The sequence below is a fragment of the Mesorhizobium newzealandense genome (genome assembly GCF_042682145.1).
In the GTDB taxonomy this organism is placed as follows: Bacteria; Pseudomonadota; Alphaproteobacteria; order Rhizobiales; family Rhizobiaceae; genus Mesorhizobium; species Mesorhizobium newzealandense.
Genome location: NZ_JBHUGZ010000018.1, coordinates 1 through 20,035, shown reverse-complemented (window position 1 = coordinate 20,035; position 20,035 = coordinate 1). Strand labels below are relative to the sequence as shown.

Sequence of the window (20,035 nt, the reverse complement as noted above, 5' to 3'; positions counted from 1 at the left end):
CGTTGCCGTTTTCGAAACCCCGCTCCGGGAGCCAGCCATGACTGAATCAAAGGTTCCGGAGGGAACTCCTGTCGATGTCGCCGATTTTCGAGCCGCGATGCGGCTGATCGTCGGCAATGTCAGCGTCATCACCGCCGGCGTCGGCGAGGATCGCTCCGGCCTGGTGGTCATTTCGGTCGTCTCGCTGTCGGCCGAGCCGCCCAAGGTGATCGCCTGCGTCAACCGGTCGTCGTCGACCTGGCCGCTGATCGAGCGCTACCGGCATTTCGGCGTCAATTCGCTCGGGCCCCAGCATCAGCGTGTGGCCGAGCGGTTCTCCGGCTTTGGCGGTATCAAGGGCAAGGACCGCTACGAGGGCGCCGAATGGATGACGCTGAAGACCGGAGCGTCATTGCTTTCGGACGCGGTAGCCGCCTTCGACTGCAGCCTCGACGAGATGATCGATCGCGGCACGCATTCCATCGTCATCGGTTCGGTCGAGGCCGTGCGCACCCGCGACGCCGGCCAGGCGCTGATCTATTGGCGTGGCGGCTATCGGCCACTCGACGCGTAGGATGTGTTGATATTCAGGTAATGCCGGCCTGCAAACGGTAGCTTCCTGCGCTTTCGGTGCTCACGTACCCAAAAGTACGCTCCGCTCCGGTTCTCGGAACCCATCGTTTTCGACTCGGCCTAACCTGAATCTCAACACACCCGGGAGCAAATTTCAGGAAAGTGCGGTCGTGGCTCAGACCGAGCCCTTTTCCGCCAGCACCATGTAGTTGACGTCCATGTCCTTGGAGCGCGCCCAGCGGTCGGCAAGCGGATTGTAGGTGACGCCGGTGCGGTCGATGATGCTCAGGCCGGCGCCGCCAAGCGCCTTTTCGAGCTCTTCCGGGCGCACCAGCTTGCCGAACTGGTGGGTGCCGCGCGGCAGCCAGCGCAGCACATATTCAGCGCCGATGATGGCCAGTCCCAGGGCCTTCAGCGTGCGGTTGATGGTGGCCACGAACATGATGCCGCCGGGCCGAACCATCTCGCCGCATTTGGCGACGAACAGGTCGATGTCGGCGACATGCTCGACCACTTCCATGTTGAGGATGACGTCGAATTTCTCACCGGCGTCGGCCAGATCCTCGGCCGTCGTGGCGCGATAGTCGACGCTGACATTGCCCTCGGCCGCGTGCAGCTTCGCCACTTCGATGTTTGTCTCGGAGGCATCCGCCCCCACCACCTCGGCGCCAAGCCGCGCCATCGGCTCGCACAAAAGGCCACCGCCGCAGCCGATGTCGAGGATGCGCAGGCCCTCGAAAGGCCGAGCCGCACGCGGGTCACGGCCGAAACGCGTCGCTATCTGGTCGCGGATATAGGAGAGCCGGACCGGGTTGAACTTGTGCAGCGGACGGAACTTGCCGTTCGGGTTCCACCATTCGGCGGCAAGAGCGGAAAAGCGTTCGACTTCTCCGGCATCGATCGTCGATCGTCGGGGCTCTGGCATCGGTTGGTCTCCTCGAACGCTAGGAAGTCGGGCGTGAGGCAGCGAATGTCAAGGCAACAATTTTCCGCTGCTGACAGGGCGATGCATTCTGTCAGGGCATGTCAGTTGCCGAGTACAGCGGTGAAACACAATTGGCCTGGCGGGCGGCGCCGAGCGTGCCGAGGCGCTGCGAAAGGCGATCAAGCAGCTTCATCTCGCCCATCGCGGCCGCACGCTTGGCACCATCACCGCGTCATTCGGGGTGGCTGCCTTTCCCGAGCTTGGCGCCTCATGGGCGGAGATCGTCAACGCCGCGGATCGCGCGCTCTATCAGGCAAAGGCGGACGGGCGTGACCGCGTCGTCGTCGGACTGGGCAAGGCCCATGCCGAGCGGCAACAGGCCAGGCCCAGCAAAAGCGTGGCTTGAGGTCGGCGTCCCGCTGTCGCAGCGCAGCCAGATCGGGACCTCCAGTCATAGCCAGCCTTGCGAAAGCTTCATCATTTGGCTAAGGAGGCCGCGCATTCAGCGGCCGGCGTCAGCCGGCCTTCCGCTTTTCGGGATTCCGCTTTTGGGTTGGGGTCCGGCTTCAGTCAAAGGCATTTCGCTTCCATGGCGCGCATCGTGATGAAATTCGGCGGAACCTCCGTCGCCGACATCGCCCGCATCCGCAACGTGGCGCGTCACGTCAAACGCGAGGTCGACGCCGGCCATGAGGTCGCTGTCGTGGTTTCGGCGATGGCCGGGAAGACCAATGAGCTGGTCGGCTGGACGCGCGAAGCCTCGCCGATGCATGACGCGCGCGAATATGACGCGGTCGTCGCTTCCGGCGAACAGGTCACCGCTGGCCTTCTGGCAATCACCTTGCAGAACATGGGCGTACATGCCCGTTCCTGGCAGGGCTGGCAGATCCCGATCAAGACCGACAACGCGCATGGCGCGGCACGCATCCTCGATATCGATGGTGCCTTCCTGATCAAGCGTTTTGGCGAAGGCCAGGTGGCGGTGGTCGCCGGCTTCCAGGGCATCGGCCCGGACAATCGCATCGCCACGCTCGGCCGCGGCGGCTCCGATACCAGTGCGGTGGCCATCGCCGCGGCGGTCAAGGCCGATCGTTGCGACATCTACACCGACGTCGACGGGGTCTACACCACCGATCCGCGCATCGAGCCCAAGGCGCGGCGGCTGGCCAAGATCTCGTTCGAGGAAATGCTTGAAATGGCTTCGCTCGGCGCCAAGGTTCTGCAGGTGCGTTCGGTCGAGCTTGCCATGGTGCACAGGGTGCGTACCTTCGTGCGGTCGTCCTTCGACGATCCCGATGCGCCCGGAATGGGGGATTTGCTCAATCCGCCCGGAACGCTCATTTGCGACGAGGAAGAGATCGTGGAACAGCAGGTCGTCACCGGAATTGCCTATGCCAAGGACGAAGCGCAGATTTCGCTGCGCCGTGTCGGCGACCGGCCGGGTGTCGCCGCCGGCATCTTCGGGCCGCTGGCCGAGGCCAACATCAATGTCGACATGATCGTCCAGAACATTTCCGAGGACGGCAAGTTCACCGACATGACCTTCACCGTGCCGTCGGGCGATGTCGACAAGGCGCTGGCCGTGCTCGAGCGCCTGAAAGCCTCGATCGGCTACGATGTCGTGCAATCGGAAGCCGGCATGTCGAAGGTTTCGGTCATCGGCATAGGCATGAGGAGCCATGCCGGCGTCGCCGCCACCGCTTTCAAGGCGCTGGCCGACAAGTCGATCAACATTCGCGCCATCACGACCTCCGAGATCAAGATTTCGATCCTGATCGACGGTCCGTACACCGAACTTGCGGTTCGTACTTTGCATTCCGTCTACGGTCTGGATAAGCAGTAGCGAGAACGATTTGAGTTGTTGCGTGTGCGCCGGTCGCAGTGGAAACTGCGGCGGGCAAAATGCCCATTGGAGAAGAAGCCGCGATGCGTGATCAGGCCAGTGGCCCGCGCGTTTTGCTGAAACGGCTCCGCGAGCTCATGCAGGAGCCGCTGGAGCCGCAGGAGCGGCTCGACCGGATCGTGCGCGACATCGCCTCCAACATGGTCGCCGAAGTCTGCTCGCTCTACGTGCTGCGCGCCGATTCGGTGCTCGAACTCTACGCCACCGAAGGTTTGAACCCGAACGCCGTCCACCTGGCGCAGCTGCGGCTGGGGCAAGGCCTTGTCGGCACGATTGCCGCAAGCGCGCGGCCGCTCAACCTTTCCAACGCCCAGGAACACCCGGCCTTCGCCTACCTGCCGGAGACCGGGGAAGAGATCTACAACTCCTTCCTCGGCGTGCCGGTGCTGCGGGCAGGGCGCACGCTCGGCGTGCTGGTGGTGCAGAACAAGACTATGCGCCACTACCGTGACGACGAGGTCGAGGCGCTGGAAACCACGGCTATGGTCATCGCCGAGATGATCGCCACCGGCGATCTGGCGCGGCTGACTCGTCCCGGCCTCGAACTCGATCTGCGCCGCCCTGTCAGTTTTACCGGCCTGTCCTTCAACGACGGCGTCGGGCTTGGCCATGTCGTGCTGCACGAGCCGCGCATCGTCGTCACCAATCTGTTCAACGAGGACAGCGAGGAAGAGGTCCGCCGGCTCGAGACCTCGCTCGGCTCGCTCCGGCTCTCCATCGACGACATGCTGGAGCGCCGCGACGTCGCCTTCGAGGGCGAGCATCGCCAGGTTCTGGAAGCCTATCGCATGTTCGCCAACGACCGCGGCTGGGTGCGCCGGCTGGAAGAGGCGATCCGCAACGGCCTGACGGCCGAAGCCGCAGTGGAAAAGGTGCAGAGCGACATGCGCGCCCGCATGCTGCACATGACCGATCCCTATCTGCGCGAGCGGATGAGCGATTTCGACGACCTGGCTAACCGGCTGCTGCGCCAGCTGATGGGGCGCGGGCCGGAAGATGTCGCCGCATCGCTGCCGAAGGACGCCATCATCGTCGCCCGCTCGATGGGTGCGGCCGAGCTGCTCGACTATCCCCGCGACAAGATGCGCGGGCTCGTGCTCGAAGACGGTGCCGCCACCAGCCACGTCGTCATCGTCGCGCGCGCCATGGGCATTCCCGTCGCGGGCCAGATGAAGGGCGCCGTTTCCATGGCGGAAAACGGCGATGCCATCATCGTCGACGGCGAAGAAGGCGTGATCCATTTGCGGCCGCAGCCCGACCTTGAGGCCGCCTATGCCGAAAAGGTGCGTTTCCGGGCGCGCCGGCAAGAGGTCTACCGAGAGCTGCGCAAGAAGCCGTCGATGACCAGGGACGGAGTCCAGGTCGATTTGTTGATGAATGCCGGTCTTGCCGTCGACCTGCCGCAGCTTGCCGAGGCGGGCGCGGCCGGCATCGGCCTGTTCCGCACCGAATTGCAGTTCATGGTCGCCTCGACGTTTCCCCGCGCCGAGGCTCAGGAAAAGCTCTATCGCGACGTGCTCGAGGCGGCGCGCGGCAAGCCGGTCACCTTCCGCACCATCGATATCGGCGGCGACAAGGTGCTGCCCTATTTCAAGGGTGCGATCCAGGAAGAGAACCCGGCGCTTGGCTGGCGGGCGATCCGCCTGACGCTTGATCGGCCGGGGCTGCTGCGCACCCAGATCCGCGCTTTGCTCAAGGCCTGCGGCGGGCGTGAATTGAAGCTGATGCTGCCGATGGTCACCGAGCTCGGCGAGATCGCCCAGGCGCGCGAGATCATCGACCGCGAGGTGCGGCACCTGTCGCGTTTTGCCCATCACCTGCCGACCAGCCTCAAGCTGGGCGCCATGCTGGAAGTGCCGTCGCTTCTGTTCCAGCTCGATGAATTGATGAAGGCGGTCGACTTCGTCTCGGTCGGCTCGAACGATCTGTTCCAGTTCGTCATGGCCGTCGACCGCGGCAACACGCAATTGGCCAACCGCTTCGATACGCTGTCGGCGCCGTTCCTGCGCGTCCTGAAGCAGATCGCCGATGCCGGCGTCCGCAACCACACGCCGGTGACCTTGTGCGGCGAACTCGCCGGCAAGCCGATCTCGGCGATGGCGCTGATCGGTCTTGGTTTCCGCTCGATCTCGATGTCGCCGGCCTCGATCGGCCCCGTCAAGGCGATGCTGACGGAACTGCCGCTGGATGAGTTGGAGGCGTTTTTCGAGGACAATCTGATGGCGCCGGCGCAGGGGCTGCCGATGCGGGCCTTGCTGCAGGCCTTTGCCGACGACCGTTCGATTCCATTGTAGCATCCTCATCATGGTCAACCTGCCACGCGATCGTATGGATCAAGTCGTCAAGCGTTTCGAGATGCTCGAAGCGCAGATGTCGGCCGGCCCGGCACCGGATGCCTATGTGCGGATGGCGTCCGAATACGCCGAGATTCAGGACATGGTGGCCAAGGTCAGGGCGCTGCGCTCGGCCGAGCATGAGCAGGCCGACCTCGAAGCCATGCTTGCCGACAAGGGTACCGATGCCGAGATGCGGGCCCTGGCGGAGGCCGACCTGCCGGAGGTGGAGGAACGTATCGAGGCGCTGCAGAAGGACATCCAGATCCTGCTGCTGCCCAAGGATGCGGCCGACGACAAGAACGCCATTCTCGAAATCCGCGCTGGCACCGGCGGCGACGAGGCCGCCCTTTTCGCCGGCGACCTGTTTCGCATGTATGAGCGCTACGCTGCCGAACGCGGCTGGCGTTTCGAGACGGTGTCGGCCAGCGATGGCGACGCTGGCGGCTACAAGGAAATCATCGCCACGATCTCAGGCAAGGGCGTCTTTGCGCATCTGAAATTCGAATCCGGCGTGCACCGCGTGCAGCGCGTGCCGGCGACCGAGGCGAGCGGGCGCATCCACACTTCGGCCGCCACCGTTGCCGTGCTGCCGGAAGCCGAAGAGGTCGACATCGACATCAGGGCCGAAGACATCCGCATCGACACGATGCGCGCCTCGGGCTCGGGCGGCCAGCACGTCAACACCACCGATTCGGCTGTCCGAATCACCCATTTGCCGACCGGCATCATGGTGGTGCAGGCTGAAAAGTCGCAGCACCAGAATCGCGCCAAGGCGATGCAGATCCTGCGCGCACGGCTCTATGACCTGGAGCGCAGCAAGGCGGATGAGGAACGCTCCGAATCGCGCAAGTCGCAAGTCGGCTCCGGCGACCGCTCCGAGCGCATCCGCACCTACAATTTTCCGCAAGGCCGTGTCACCGACCACCGCATCAACCTGACGCTCTACAAGCTCGACCGGGTGATGATGGGCGAACTCGACGAAGTGGTCGACGCGCTGATCGCCGATCACCAGTCGAAGCTGCTCGCAGACATCGGCATCGATGGCTGATCAACTGCCGGAGACGCTGGGGCCGTTGCTGCGGGAAGCGCAGGCCCGGCTTGCAGCCGCGGCTATCGATGATCCGGCGCTCGATGCGAGGCTGATCGTCGAACATTTTTCCGGCACGACGCGCACGCAGGCGATTGCCGATCCGGAGCGCAAGATCGATGAAAGCACCATTGCGGCAATTTTTGATGCCTTGAGACGGCGCGCCGGCGGCGAGCCGGTGCATCGCATCCTTGGTTATCGTGAATTCTATGGTTTGCGCCTGTCGGTGTCGCCGGAAACACTGGAACCGCGGCCGGATACCGAAACGCTGGTCGAGGCGATGCTGCCTTTCGTCAGGGCAGTGGCGGTCCAGGAAGGCGAATGCCGCATCCTCGATCTTGGTACCGGCACCGGCGCCATTGCGCTGGCGCTGCTCAGCGCCGTGCCGGCCGCGATCGCCACCGGCGTCGACATGTCCGCAGGCGCGCTGGCAACGGCGGGCCGCAATGCCCGGCAACTGGGCCTTGCAGGCCGGTTCACGGCGCTCCAGTCAGACTGGTTCGAAAAAGTTTCCGGCCGGTACCATGTAATTGCCGCAAACCCTCCCTATATACCGTCCGAAGACATTGGAAATCTGCAGGACGAAGTCCGCAATTTCGATCCGCACTTGGCCTTGGATGGTGGCGCGGACGGTCTGAACCCCTACAGGATCATCGCCGCAGAGGCGGCGAGGTTTTTGGAAACTGATGGTAGGATTGCGGTCGAGATCGGCCACACGCAGCATGACGAGGTCTCCGGTATATTCGCCGCAGCCGGCTACATGCCGGGCGGTGCCTTTCGGGACCTTGGTGGAAACGACAGGGTTATTGTCTTTGAAAGGACAAAGCCTTGACGCAGTGCAAAAAAAGCGCTTGGCAATGCCGGGGAATGCGGCTAGGGTCGCCTTAACCGGATGAGACGAAGCAGGCAGTGCTCTTAGCGATTCGGTTTTTCCTTGGAAATAGCTGCCTTCTTGCGCAAACGATGCCCAAGCTTCGTGCGGGAATCGTCCGGCAAGTGATGTAACCGGAACAGGATGGCACGTGGCGCCAACGCAATCGATGCGGGCGAACGCCGGTGAAGAGACGAAACGGCTGGCTGCATGAGCGCCTCCGTTCGTGAAGAGTTTTTCGAAAATTTCAAAATGAAGAGAGTTTGATGAGGCCACAACAGCAGAACAGGCGCATGCGCGGTCGCAACAACAATGGCGGCGGCGGTGGGAATAATAACAATAATAACAACAACAACCGCAAGGGGCCGAATCCCCTGACGCGCAACTACGAGAGCAACGGCCCGGACGTGAAGATCCGCGGTTCGGCTCAGCAGATCGCCGAAAAATACGCCACCCTTGCCCGTGACGCACACAGCTCCGGCGACCGGGTCATGGCGGAGAATTATCTCCAGCACGCCGAACACTACAACCGCATCATCGCGGCCGCGCAGGCGCAGATGCCGATCCAGAACGCCCAACAGAATCGCGATGATTTCGACGATGACGGCGATGACGATCGCGACGAGTTCGACAATGCCGGCAACGGCGGCAACACGATTTCCGATGCCCAGGTGCCGGTGATCAACCATGGCGCCGGTCCGCAGCCGGTCATCGAAGGCATGCCGGCCGAGGTCGCGCTCAACCGGGAAGGCGGCCGCGACAATCGGGATGGCGGGCGCAACAATGGCGGCCGCGACAACAATGGCGGGCGCCATCGCGATCGTCGTCCCAATGGCGGTTACGGCCAGAACGGCCAGCGCGACTTTGGTTCGCCTGTGGAGCAAGGCGGTCAGCCCCAGCGCAACGAGGCCCCGATCCAGGCCGAAGCTGTTTCGCCGACTGAATCTGCCGAATCCGTTATGGCGGTCGAGCCGGCTCCGTTGTTCGAGAACCTGTCGCCGGCGGGTCTCGCCGCCCAGGCCGAGCTCAACGAGGCTGCCGCCGAAAGCGGTGCTGCCCGTCGCCCGAGGCGCCCGCGCCGTCCGCGCGTCAACGCCGATCAGGTCGAAGGCGGTAGCGACAATGCCGATGCCGGCGAGGTGGCCACGGCCCCGGGTGACAGCGGCAATGCTGAACCGGTCATTGTCGACATCGACAACTGATCGAACGACATTTCTGGACATTGGACGGCGGAGAGAAATCTCCGCCGTTTTCGTTTTGTGCCGCGATGAAATATTGTGCCTTGACCGACATCAAGGCGTCTTGAGACAGCATGGCCCATGCCCCATATCTCGGCTGAACAGGACCCGGCTCGAATGGGCGGGTCCGTCACCGCAATCGGATCCGGTGCCGCAAAGCGGGCCGGTGATGGAAGGAGACAGATATGAACCTTGAGAAATACTCGGAGCGCGTGCGCGGCTTCATCCAGTCCGCGCAGACCATGGCGCTCTCCCGCAACCACCAGCAGTTCACACCCGAACACATCCTCAAAGTGCTCGTCGACGACGACGAGGGCCTGGCCGCATCGCTGATCGAACGCGCCGGCGGCAACGCCCGCGACGTCAAGCTTGGCGTCGAGACGGCGCTTGAAGCGATGCCAAAGGTCGAAGGCGGCAATGGCCAGCTTTATCTGGCGCAGCCGCTGGCCAAGGTGTTTTCGACCGCCGAAGAGCTGGCCAAGAAGGCCGGCGACAGCTTCGTCACCGTCGAGCGGCTCCTGCAGGCGCTCGCCATGGAGAAATCGGCCAAGACCGCCGACATCCTGGCCAAGGCCGGCGTCACCGCGCAGGCGCTCAACCAGGTCATCAACGATGTCCGCAAGGGCCGCACCGCCGATTCGGCGAGCGCCGAACAGGGCTACGACGCGCTGAAGAAATATGCGCGCGACCTGACCGCGGATGCGCGCGCCGGCAAGCTCGATCCGGTGATTGGCCGTGACGACGAAATCCGCCGCACCATCCAGGTGCTGTCGCGCCGCACCAAGAACAACCCGGTGCTGATCGGCGAACCGGGTGTCGGCAAGACGGCGATCGCCGAAGGCCTGGCGCTGCGCATCGTCAATGGCGACGTGCCGGAATCGTTGAAGGACAAGCAACTGATGGCGCTCGACATGGGCGCGCTGATTGCCGGCGCCAAATACCGCGGCGAGTTCGAGGAGCGGCTGAAGGCCGTGCTCTCCGAAGTCACCTCGGCGGCCGGCGGGATCATCCTGTTCATCGACGAAATGCACACGCTGGTCGGCGCCGGCAAGGCGGACGGCGCCATGGATGCGTCGAACCTCCTGAAGCCGGCGCTGGCGCGCGGTGAATTGCACTGCGTTGGCGCCACCACGCTCGATGAATATCGCAAGCATGTCGAGAAGGACGCGGCTCTTGCCCGGCGTTTCCAGCCGGTCTTCGTCGATGAGCCGACGGTGGAAGACACCGTTTCGATCCTGCGCGGCCTGAAGGAAAAATACGAACAGCATCACAAGGTGCGCATTTCGGATTCGGCGCTGGTTGCGGCTGCGACGCTGTCGAACCGCTACATCGCGGACCGGTTCCTGCCGGACAAGGCGATCGATCTTGTCGACGAAGCCGCATCGCGGCTGCGCATGCAGGTCGATTCCAAACCCGAGGCACTCGACGAGATCGATCGCCGCATCATGCAGCTCAAGATCGAACGCGAGGCGCTGAAGGTCGAGACGGACCATGCGTCGAAGGACCGGCTCGCCCGCCTGGAAAAGGAACTCGTCGGCCTCGAGGAGGAATCGACCGAGATCACCGCCAAGTGGCAGGCCGAGAAGCAGAAGCTCGGTTTGGCCGCTGACCTGAAGAAGCAGCTTGACGAAGCCCGCAACGAGCTTGCCATTGCCCAGCGCAAGGGTGAGTTCCAGCGCGCCGGCGAGCTTGCCTATGGCAAGATCCCGGAACTGGAAAAGAGACTGAAGGACGCCGAGGCTCAGGACGGCAAGGTCGGCATGGTCGAAGAGGTGGTCACTCCCGACCATGTCGCCCATATCGTCTCGCGCTGGACCGGCATTCCGGTCGACAAGATGCTGCAGGGGGAGCGCGACAAGCTGTTGCGCATGGAAGACGAGATCGGCAAGCGCGTCGTCGGCCAGGGCGAGGCGGTGCAGGCTGTCTCGAAGGCCGTGCGCCGTGCGCGTGCGGGCCTGCAGGATCCGAACCGGCCGATCGGCTCATTCATGTTCCTCGGACCGACGGGCGTCGGCAAGACCGAACTGACCAAGGCGCTCGCCAGCTTCCTGTTTGATGACGAGAGCGCGATGGTGCGCATCGACATGTCGGAGTTCATGGAGAAGCACTCGGTCGCCCGGCTGATCGGCGCGCCTCCCGGCTATGTCGGCTATGAGGAGGGTGGCGCGCTGACCGAAGCAGTGCGGCGCCGGCCTTACCAGGTCGTGCTGTTCGACGAGATCGAGAAGGCGCATCCGGACGTGTTCAACGTGCTGCTGCAGGTGCTCGATGACGGCCGCCTGACCGACGGACAGGGCCGCACGGTCGACTTCCGCAACACGCTGATCATCATGACGTCGAATCTCGGCGCCGAATATCTCGTCAATCTCGGCGAGGGTGAGGATGTCGACCAGGTTCGCGACGAGGTGATGAATGTCGTGAAGGCATCGTTCCGGCCGGAATTCCTCAACCGCGTCGACGAGGTGATCCTGTTCCACCGGCTGCGCCGGCAAGATATGGGCCGCATCGTCGAGATCCAGCTCAAGCGGCTGGAAAGCCTGCTTGTCGACCGCAAGATCACGCTGTCGCTGGATCAGGAGTCGATCGACTGGCTGGCGGCCAAGGGCTACGATCCGGCCTATGGCGCGCGGCCGCTGAAGCGGGTGATGCAGAAGGAACTGCAGGACCCGCTGGCGGAGAAGATCCTGCTCGGCGACATCCTCGACGGCTCGACCGTCAAGGTGACAGCCGGTTCCGACCGGCTGAACTTCCGCTCGAAGCCGACGATCGTCGCGGCCGAGGCGGCAGCCTGATCCAACGCCGCGTGTCCATCCCGGACGCGCGGCGTTTTCACGCAAATGAGGGCGCCGATGACGCTGGACGACTACAACGGCTTCTGCGCCTCATTGCCTTCGACGACGCATGTCGTCCAGTGGGGCGGCGCCCATGTCTGGAAGGTCGGAGCCAAGGTCTTTGCGATCGGCGGTTGGGACCAAGGCCAGCAGCCCTTCGTCACCTTCAAATGTTCCGACATCGCGTATGATGTGCTCAAGGAGCAGCCGGGCCTGCGGCCGGCACCCTATCTTGCTTCGCGTGGCATGAAATGGATCCAGCGTCAGACAAGCCAGACCATGGATGATGGCGCGCTGAAGGACTATCTGCGCGAGAGCCATCGCCTTGTTGCCCTGAAGCTGACGAAGCAGGCGCTAAGGGAATTGGGACTTGCCGCGAGCTAGCTGATATTCATCGAGGCGCCGGGAAACCGCCATCTTCATGCCCGGTTCATGTTGGAACCATATGGTGGTTAGCTGGTTGCTGGCGAAGGGGTTCGCCGTACAGCGGCAATTACGGACCGGAGAGTTTGGCAACGATGTTCCGCACGATCTTCACCCTCTCGGTGCTCGCCGCCGGGCTTGTGTCTACCGGCGCGATCGCCGCGCCGACGCAGGACAATGCACCGCGCGCCGTCCGCGCCGCCACGACGGGCGGCATCCTAGTCGCACAGGAAGGCAACCTCGACGTCTATTACGACGCCAGGGGCAACCGCGTCATCGTCGATGCCGATACCGGCAAGGTGATTGCCATCCAGCCGCCGCAGACCAGGCTCGACCGGCGCGCGCTGCGTCGCGAGACAAGGCTGCGCGAGCTGGGCCGTGCCCCTGATGACAATGACCGCTACTATCTCGATGATCCGGAAGACATGGCGCGGTTCCGCCGCAAGCAGTTGGAAGAGGAAGGCCGGGTCATCCCGCCGCCGGCGGACGAATATGATCCTGATCGCGACAATTCCGTGGAAGCCTACCCGCCACCACCGCAGGACAATGGCAGCTACGACAACAATTATCCCGATGCGCCGCAGCCGGCAGAGCCGCGCACCATCGAGCGCCAGCCGCTGGATCAGGCCTCGATAGAACCTGTCGAGCCGGCAGTGCCCTCTGATGATCAGGCGGCACTGCCGCCGAAGGCCGGCGGCAAGACCACCGCCGAGCCGTCGCTTTCGCTGGGAGCACGCCAGGATGTCGCAGCGCTGCAGGTGCTGCTAGACCGGGGTGGAGCTTCGCCTGGCGTCATCGATGGGCGCTTCGGTTCGAATGTCGACAAAGCCCTGGCCGCCTACAACCAGATCACCGGCAGCAACCTGCGGTCGACCGATGCGGTCGGCATTCAGGCAGCCCTTGCGCAGTCCGGCGGCGATGCCTTCGCCAACTACACCATCACGCCGGAGGATGCGGCCGGTCCCTATGTCGCCTCGATTCCGGATGACTACAGCCAGAAGGCGCAGCTCGACCGCATGGGCTATACGTCGGTGACCGAAGCGCTCGCCGAGCGCTTTCACATGGACGAGAATTATCTCAAGGCGCTCAACCCGGACGCCGACTTCAATCGTCCCGGCACGATCATCAAGGTTGCCAATTTCGGCAAACTGGTTTCGACACCGGTTGCCCGTATCGTCGCCGACAAGGGCAGGAAAGAGGTCTTCGCCTATGATGCGGGTGGCAAGCTGGTGGCGGCCTATCCCGCAACCATCGGCTCGTCGGATACACCGTCACCGTCCGGCATACACACTGTGTCGCGCGTCGCGCTCGATCCGAACTACACCTACAACCCCAGCATCAACTTCAAGCAGGGCCAGAACGACAAGGTTCTGACCATTCCACCGGGTCCGAACGGCCCTGTCGGTTCGGTGTGGATCGCCCTGGACAAGCCGACCTACGGCATCCACGGCACACCGGACCCGTCGAAGATCGGCAAGACCGAAAGCCATGGCTGCGTGCGCCTGACCAACTGGGATGCGCGGGAACTCGCCAAGCTCGTTTCGCCAGGTGTGACGGTGGAGTTTGTCGACTGAGGGGCTGAGGCGCCCGTTACGCCTCAGCCGATGATCCTGCGCACCCAGTTCGCGCCTGGCGTTGCCGCGTAGATCAACTGCACCATCAGGATGAAGCCGACGCTGAGCAATGGCGTGATCAGGCACAATGCTGCACCGATCGCCCACAGGATCTGCGCCTTGGCGATGCGCAGATAGACCGCGCGTTTTGTATCCGCATCGACGCCCTCTGCCAGAAAGCCGTTTTTGTCCGCATAGCGCCAGCTGGCAAACAGCGCGACGCCGAGCATCAGCAGATTGAGCCAGTAGACGAGGACCGCGGTTCTGAACTCGAGGAAATCGGCCAAAAGGTCGGTCGAGAATGGCAGCAGGGCGATGAAAGCGAGAAAGCAGAGGTTCAGCGTGGCAAGGCGCCGGTCGGATTTGGCGATCAGCCCATGTTGCGCCTGCTGGCCGAACCAGAAGATGGTCAGCGTCAGGAAGCTCAGGGCATAGGTCAGGAAGCGTGGCGCCAGTGCCGCGATCGCCGCGAGCAGATCGTGCTCCGAATGGATCGCCTCGTGCGCCGGCACCCTGATCTCGAGGACGATCAGGGTGAGTGCGATGGCGAACACCCCGTCGGTGATGCCGACGATACGGCCGCGTCCCTCCGCCGATGCCTCAAGTGGCCGCTTCATCGATTTCTCCCCGTCTGCAACTTTCCAGAAAACCTAGCACGACTGCCGCCGTTTGCACCCGGACAGGCCCAACCCTGGCGATAGGGCTGGGTTCAAGGACGGCAAGCCACTGGCCGGTTGTTGGCGGCGGGCATGCGGTCTAAGCAAGGTTCATGCATTCACCAAGTGAAGCCGCCGCCGTCCCGCTCACCAGTCCGGTCACGAATGGTACGTTCTGTCCGCCATCGCAGCGGCGATTTGTGTTGATCGCAGCGATCCTGGCCTCGGCGCTCGGCTTCATCGACGGTTCGATCCTGGCCATCGCCATGCCGGCGATCCGCGTCAACCTTGGCGCCAGCCTGGCCGAGGCACAGTGGATTTCCAATGCCTATGCGTTGACGCTTTCGGCGCTGATCCTTGCCGGTGGTGCTGCCGGCGATCGATTCGGGCTGCGTCGCGCTTTCGTGGCAGGCATTGCGCTGTTCATTGTCGCCTCGCTTGCCTGTGCGCTGGCGCCGAATGCGGTGGTGCTGATCGCATTTCGCGCCCTTCAGGGCATAGGCGCGGCGATCATGGTGCCGGGCAGCCTCGCCATCATCGCCAAGGCCTATCCGAAAAAAGAGCGCGGCCGCGCCATCGGCATCTGGGCGGCGGCCTCGGCGCTGACCACAGCCCTTGGCCCGGTGCTCGGCGGCTTCGTGCTGTCGGCTTTCGGCGACGGCATCTGGCGGGCGATCTTCGCCATCAACCTGCCGCTCGGCCTGATCTCGATCTATCTTTTGCTGGCGAGGGTTCCAGCCGACGCGCCAACGGAGAAACGCAGTCTGGATCTCGGCGGTGCCGCGCTCGCGACATTGGCCTTTGGCGCGCTCGCCTATGGGCTGACCTCGATGAGCGCCAGCGGCGAGGGCCATTTGTCGGGGCCGAGCATTGCCGCCGGCGCCGTGTTGCTGGCTGTCTTCATCGTCTTCGAGCTTAGGCGGCGCGAGCCGATGATCGATCTGTCGCTGTTTCGCGTCGGCGCTTTCGCCGGCGCCAATTTGGCGACGTTCTTTCTCTATTTCGCGCTGTCGGCCAATCTTTTCTATCTGCCGATGCTGCTGATCGCAGGCTGGGGATTGAGCACGGCCGAGGTCGGCTTCATCTTCCTGCCTCTGTCGGCATCGATCGCACTTTTGTCGGGACCGGTCGGCCAGCTGTCGGACCGGATCGGGCCGCGCTTTCCGATCGCCTGCGGCAGCCTCGTCGTGGCTTTCGCCTTTGCCGGACTTGCCTTGCTCACCCATGCCGGCATCCACAATTTCTGGACGGGGACATTCCCGCTGATGGCGCTGATGGGGCTCGGCATGGCGCTGGTCGTGTCGCCACTGTCGACGGCGATCATGACGGCTGTGGAAGACAAGGATACCGGTGCTGCCTCCGGCATAAACAATGCCGTCTCGCGCATTGGCGGCCTGATCGCCGTGGCAGCGATGGGCTCGCTTGCCGCCCGGGTCTATGCGAACGCACTGGATGGGAATGCGACGCCCGCAGTACCGGGCTTTGGCGAGCCGTCGACGGTTGGGCTGGCGCCGGCCGTCGATGCGGCAAGGCTCGCCGCCGGCGACGCCGCGTTTTCGGCCGTCTCTGCGATGACGGCGCTGCTGTGCCTGCTTTCGGCTGTCATCGCGTGGACGACCATTTCCGGTCAGCGGCTGCCATGGCCGTGGCGTGCGGAAAATCCGCAAGGCTGATCGGCAAGGCTGGGCTTAAAAGGCTGACGGATCAGCCGTCGATCTTGGCGCTCGCAACCTTCAGCGAATCACTGTCTTCCTGCTTCAGCAGGTCGTCGATGCGCTCGCGTTCGCGCTTGAAGGCGACGAGGTCATCGCCCTTCAGCACCTTGCCGACCGGCAAGCGGACACGCATCGGATCCACCTTGGTGCCATTGACGATCAGCTCGTAGTGAAGGTGGGGGCCGGTGGCGAGGCCGGTCTGGCCGAGATAGCCGATCGTCTGGCCCTGGCGAACGCGCACGCCCGGTTCGATGCCTTTGGCAAAGGCGCTCTGGTGATTGTAGGACGTCTCGTAGCCATTGGCATGACGGATGATGATCTGTTTGCCATAGCCGCCAGCCCAGCCGACCTTCTCGACAGTACCGTTGCCGGCGGCGATGATCGGCGTGCCGATGGGCGCGGCCCAATCGACGCCGGTGTGCATGCGGACATAGCCAAGGATCGGATGCCTGCGGGCGCCGAAACCGGAGCGGAATTTTCCGGCGGGCAGTGGATTGCGCAACAGGAACTGCTGGGCGCTCGAGCCGTCCCCGTCGAAATAGTCGGTGCTGCCGTCCTGCATCTGGAAGCGATAGAAGTTGCGCGTCGTGCCGCCGAACGTCGCCGAGACGTAGAGAAGGTCGGAGCTGTCCGACGTCTGGTCGTCGCCATCGGGCTGCGAGAACAGCACTTCGATGCGGTCGGCGGGGCTGAGTCGGGACTGGAAGTCGACGTCGGACGCCAGCAGCTTGATCAGCCGCTGGGTCATCGCCTTGGACATGCCGTAGGAATAGGCGGCGCGGTAAATGCCGTCATAGACGTTGGGCAGGTTGCCGCGCACCACCACCGGCGCCGACGAATCGTCGAATGCCGTCAGCAATTCGGGATTCGGCTCCGGCTCCTGTGCCGGCACATACTGGCCGTGATCGTCGAGCGCGATGGTGACGATGTGCTGCGTTCTGTCGTAGACGCTGGTGCGCACGACCTTGGCGGCATCGCCGTGAACCTCGAGGCCGACACGCAGCACGGTTCCGGCCTTGAGCGCCGTCGCGTTCAACAGCTTGGCGATCGCTTCGGCCATGCCAGTGGCGTCTTCACCCGTATAGCCCGAATCAGCAAGAGCTTCGGTGACGTCGAGATCCTTGGTAAAGGGGATGATTTCCTCGGCAAAAGCCGGCGCCTGGTCGTCGGCGGCGGCGCGCGGCGCCACCGAGACGTTTTCCGGCACGATCTTGACGTCGTAGGAGCCGGCCATGCTCTCGGCAAAAGCTTCGCCGAATCGCTGCGGGTCGACATAGTGGAGTGACGCGACCTGGACAGCACCGTCACTGAGGTCGGTGCCAGCTTCGCGCACCACCTTTTCCACCTCGTCGGCGGACAGGTCGCTCTTTTCGTCGAAGGCCGCCGTCTCGATCGGGAAATCGACGGTCTTCAGGCTCATCTCGCTTTCGACCTTGGCGCCGTAGATCTGGCCGGCAGCGGCCGAGGCTGTGGCCGGCTGAGCCGCACTGTCGTCGCCGTCGTCACCGAACACCTGCATCGGATCGAAGGGCGGGTAGGCGCGGTTGGTGGTGTGACCGGCGGCAAGTGCCATCTTGATCTGCACGAAAGGCATGGTGTGGATGACGTCACGGTCGCCGACCTTGGTCACCATCGACACTTCCATCCGGCGGCGGTCCTTGGCCTTGGCGATCTGGCGCGGCGGCACCAGCCTGGTCGTCTTGGCCACTTCACCGGAATCGCCATTGCTGGCAAGGCTGATCAGTTCCGCAATCTCGGGTGGCGTCGCCAGCTGCTGACGTCCGTCAAGGGCGGCAAACAGCGCCACGCCCATCAGCACGCTCGAGGTCACGCCGGTGAGGAAGGTGCCCGACAGCCAGCGTGCGGAAACCTCGCGCCGGTCGGGCGGGCCGCTGCGGCCGTCCGCGATAAGCGGCGGCTCGTTGCCGAGTTCGGCTATGACATCTTCCGTGTCTGGCATCCAGAAAGGCTGCTTCTTCCCCGGGCGGAACGGCTTGTCGCTTTTGTTGTGGCCGTGACATTTGCCTGTCATGGCAGGTGAAGTCAACGAAGCCTAGGCCCCGGCCGAATTCCCCTCGCGCACTTCTCTTGTATGGAGCGCTCTATAAAGAGGAGCGGTGCGCCTTCTCTGCAAGGCTCATCGCGCACCCCTGAATGAGGCTCCTGAAGAGGCACCGCGCCGTCGGCGCTGCGCCTCTTTTGTTGGCTTGGTGTCGAACGGCAATGCGGCGGCAATAGGGCTCCTTCGTGGCCGCCCACCCCGTGTTGTCCCGCTTCCCCAGGGGCAGTCGGCTATCAACAGATCGGCCCCGAGATTTCTGTCGCAAAAAGTTCAAAAACTTTGAGATGGCTGTTGACAGTTCTTGTTGGTGGCGACTATATACGCCTCACCAACGAGGGCGGCTCGCCGCTGGCGACGAAGAAGTTTGCTTCTAAGCCTGCCCTTTGCGAAATTCAAGAGAGCCGCGTAAGCGACACTCGGACGGCCCCGGAGCCAAAAGCGAAACGGGCCACGACACTGCGTCTGCGGTGTCTGTTCTTTGAAAATTGAATATTGAAGAAAGAGAAACGTGGGCGGCAGAGTCCTGCTGAACCTCTTATCCCGCCAGGGATAGAAGGTTCGAACGAGACTTTGGCGGACACGTTTTGAGAGAATAAAGTCTACCAAGACACGCGAGTGTCTAGGTGTGAATGTTCTCGTCAATTCAAAGCGTGACCAGATAAAAGCCAATCAAAGTTTCAAAACTTGAGAGTTTGATCCTGGCTCAGAACGAACGCTGGCGGCAGGCTTAACACATGCAAGTCGAGCGCCTCGCAAGAGGAGCGGCAGACGGGTGAGTAACGCGTGGGAATCTACCCATCTCTACGGAACAACTCCGGGAAACTGGAGCTAATACCGTATACGTCCTTCGGGAGAAAGATTTATCGGAGATGGATGAGCCCGCGTTGGATTAGCTAGTTGGTGGGGTAATGGCCTACCAAGGCGACGATCCATAGCTGGTCTGAGAGGATGATCAGCCACATTGGGACTGAGACACGGCCCAAACTCCTACGGGAGGCAGCAGTGGGGAATATTGGACAATGGGCGAAAGCCTGATCCAGCCATGCCGCGTGAGTGATGAAGGCCCTAGGGTTGTAAAGCTCTTTCAACGGTGAAGATAATGACGGTAACCGTAGAAGAAGCCCCGGCTAACTTCGTGCCAGCAGCCGCGGTAATACGAAGGGGGCTAGCGTTGTTCGGAATTACTGGGCGTAAAGCGCACGTAGGCGGATTGTTAAGTTAGGGGTGAAATCCCGGGGCTCAACCCCGGAACTGCCTTTAATACTGGCAATCTCGAGTCCGAGAGAGGTGAGTGGAATTCCGAGTGTAGAGGTGAAATTCGTAGATATTCGGAGGAACACCAGTGGCGAAGGCGGCTCACTGGCTCGGTACTGACGCTGAGGTGCGAAAGCGTGGGGAGCAAACAGGATTAGATACCCTGGTAGTCCACGCCGTAAACTATGAGAGCTAGCCGTCGGCAAGTTTACTTGTCGGTGGCGCAGCTAACGCATTAAGCTCTCCGCCTGGGGAGTACGGTCGCAAGATTAAAACTCAAAGGAATTGACGGGGGCCCGCACAAGCGGTGGAGCATGTGGTTTAATTCGAAGCAACGCGCAGAACCTTACCAGCCGGGCTCATGTCTGCCAATGGTGTGTCCACGGCTGATGGCGCACCAGCGGGGTGGCTGCCCAATGATCTCGGTGAGCGGATGCCGCGAAGGCCAGCAACCAGGCTGTCGGCCACCGCGAGTCATGGAGCGCCGGCATGCCAGACATAGGCCACATCACCGGGAAACAGCGCCACGCCTCGCGCCCAGTCCGGGCAGCGATCAAAAAAAAAAAAAA

General features: G+C 63.0%; 14 protein-coding genes and 1 rRNA gene. 12 read left to right on the top strand and 3 right to left on the bottom strand.

Going from position 1 to position 20,035, the window contains the following annotated elements:
• Positions 1–37: 37 nt before the first annotated feature.
• Positions 38–553 carry a flavin reductase family protein gene (locus tag ACFSOZ_RS27905; protein WP_379103289.1) on the top strand — a complete coding sequence of 172 codons (516 nt, stop codon included), beginning with the start codon at positions 38–40 and terminating at the stop codon, positions 551–553.
• 174 nt (positions 554–727) lie between these two features.
• Here ACFSOZ_RS27905 and ubiG read toward each other — a convergent pair whose 3' ends face one another.
• Positions 728–1,477 (bottom strand): bifunctional 2-polyprenyl-6-hydroxyphenol methylase/3-demethylubiquinol 3-O-methyltransferase UbiG, encoded by a 750-nt coding sequence (gene ubiG / locus ACFSOZ_RS27900; RefSeq protein WP_111548894.1) that lies wholly within the window; start codon positions 1,475–1,477, stop codon positions 728–730.
• Between the two features lie 130 nt (positions 1,478–1,607).
• Here ubiG and ACFSOZ_RS27895 point away from each other — a divergent pair, with 130 nt between their 5' ends.
• The 9 genes from ACFSOZ_RS27895 (at position 1,608) to ACFSOZ_RS27855 (ending at position 13,740) form a co-directional block, all read left to right on the top strand.
• Positions 1,608–1,883 carry a diguanylate cyclase gene (locus ACFSOZ_RS27895; protein WP_379103488.1) on the top strand — a complete coding sequence of 92 codons (276 nt, stop codon included), beginning with the start codon at positions 1,608–1,610 and terminating at the stop codon, positions 1,881–1,883.
• Between the two features lie 183 nt (positions 1,884–2,066).
• Positions 2,067–3,320: an aspartate kinase gene (locus ACFSOZ_RS27890; protein WP_258607710.1), complete on the top strand. Its 1,254-nt coding sequence runs from the start codon at positions 2,067–2,069 to the stop codon at positions 3,318–3,320.
• A gap of 83 nt (positions 3,321–3,403) precedes the next feature.
• Entirely contained in the window at positions 3,404–5,674 is a 2,271-nt protein-coding gene (gene ptsP, locus ACFSOZ_RS27885) for a phosphoenolpyruvate--protein phosphotransferase (RefSeq protein WP_379103287.1), read from the top strand.
• Positions 5,675–5,684: 10 nt separating this feature from the next.
• The gene (gene prfA / locus ACFSOZ_RS27880) at positions 5,685–6,764 is read left to right on the top strand and encodes a peptide chain release factor 1 (protein ID WP_379103284.1); all 1,080 of its coding nucleotides are present in this window, start codon (positions 5,685–5,687) and stop codon (positions 6,762–6,764) included.
• A complete protein-coding gene (gene prmC, locus ACFSOZ_RS27875) occupies positions 6,757–7,635 on the top strand; it encodes a peptide chain release factor N(5)-glutamine methyltransferase (protein ID WP_379103282.1) in 879 nt (292 codons plus the stop codon). The genes prfA and prmC overlap by 8 nt, the downstream gene beginning before the upstream one ends.
• 305 nt (positions 7,636–7,940) lie before the next feature.
• On the top strand, positions 7,941–8,876 hold the full coding sequence (locus ACFSOZ_RS27870) for a DUF4167 domain-containing protein (RefSeq protein WP_379103280.1): 936 nt from the start codon (positions 7,941–7,943) through the stop codon (positions 8,874–8,876).
• 221 nt (positions 8,877–9,097) lie between these two features.
• Positions 9,098–11,704, top strand: coding sequence for an ATP-dependent chaperone ClpB (clpB, locus tag ACFSOZ_RS27865; RefSeq protein ID WP_379103278.1), 2,607 nt, complete (start codon positions 9,098–9,100; stop codon positions 11,702–11,704).
• Positions 11,705–11,761: 57 nt separating this feature from the next.
• Positions 11,762–12,127, top strand: a complete 366-nt coding sequence (locus tag ACFSOZ_RS27860; protein WP_379103276.1) for an MmcQ/YjbR family DNA-binding protein — start codon at positions 11,762–11,764, stop codon at positions 12,125–12,127.
• Positions 12,128–12,261: 134 nt separating this feature from the next.
• On the top strand, positions 12,262–13,740 hold the full coding sequence (locus tag ACFSOZ_RS27855) for a L,D-transpeptidase family protein (RefSeq protein ID WP_379103274.1): 1,479 nt from the start codon (positions 12,262–12,264) through the stop codon (positions 13,738–13,740).
• Positions 13,741–13,763: 23 nt separating this feature from the next.
• On the opposite strand, the gene ACFSOZ_RS27850 is transcribed toward ACFSOZ_RS27855, so the two are convergent.
• Positions 13,764–14,396 carry a TMEM175 family protein gene (locus ACFSOZ_RS27850; protein WP_379103272.1) on the bottom strand — a complete coding sequence of 211 codons (633 nt, stop codon included), beginning with the start codon at positions 14,394–14,396 and terminating at the stop codon, positions 13,764–13,766.
• Between the two features lie 152 nt (positions 14,397–14,548).
• Here ACFSOZ_RS27850 and ACFSOZ_RS27845 point away from each other — a divergent pair, with 152 nt between their 5' ends.
• Positions 14,549–16,108, top strand: a complete 1,560-nt coding sequence (locus tag ACFSOZ_RS27845) for an MFS transporter (protein WP_379103270.1) — start codon at positions 14,549–14,551, stop codon at positions 16,106–16,108.
• A 31-nt stretch (positions 16,109–16,139) separates the two neighbouring features.
• Here ACFSOZ_RS27845 and ACFSOZ_RS27840 read toward each other — a convergent pair whose 3' ends face one another.
• Positions 16,140–18,110, bottom strand: a complete 1,971-nt coding sequence (locus ACFSOZ_RS27840) for a M23 family metallopeptidase (RefSeq protein ID WP_379103268.1) — start codon at positions 18,108–18,110, stop codon at positions 16,140–16,142.
• A 782-nt stretch (positions 18,111–18,892) separates the two neighbouring features.
• Here ACFSOZ_RS27840 and ACFSOZ_RS27835 point away from each other — a divergent pair.
• A 16S ribosomal RNA gene (locus tag ACFSOZ_RS27835) occupies positions 18,893–20,035 on the top strand; the annotation flags it as partial.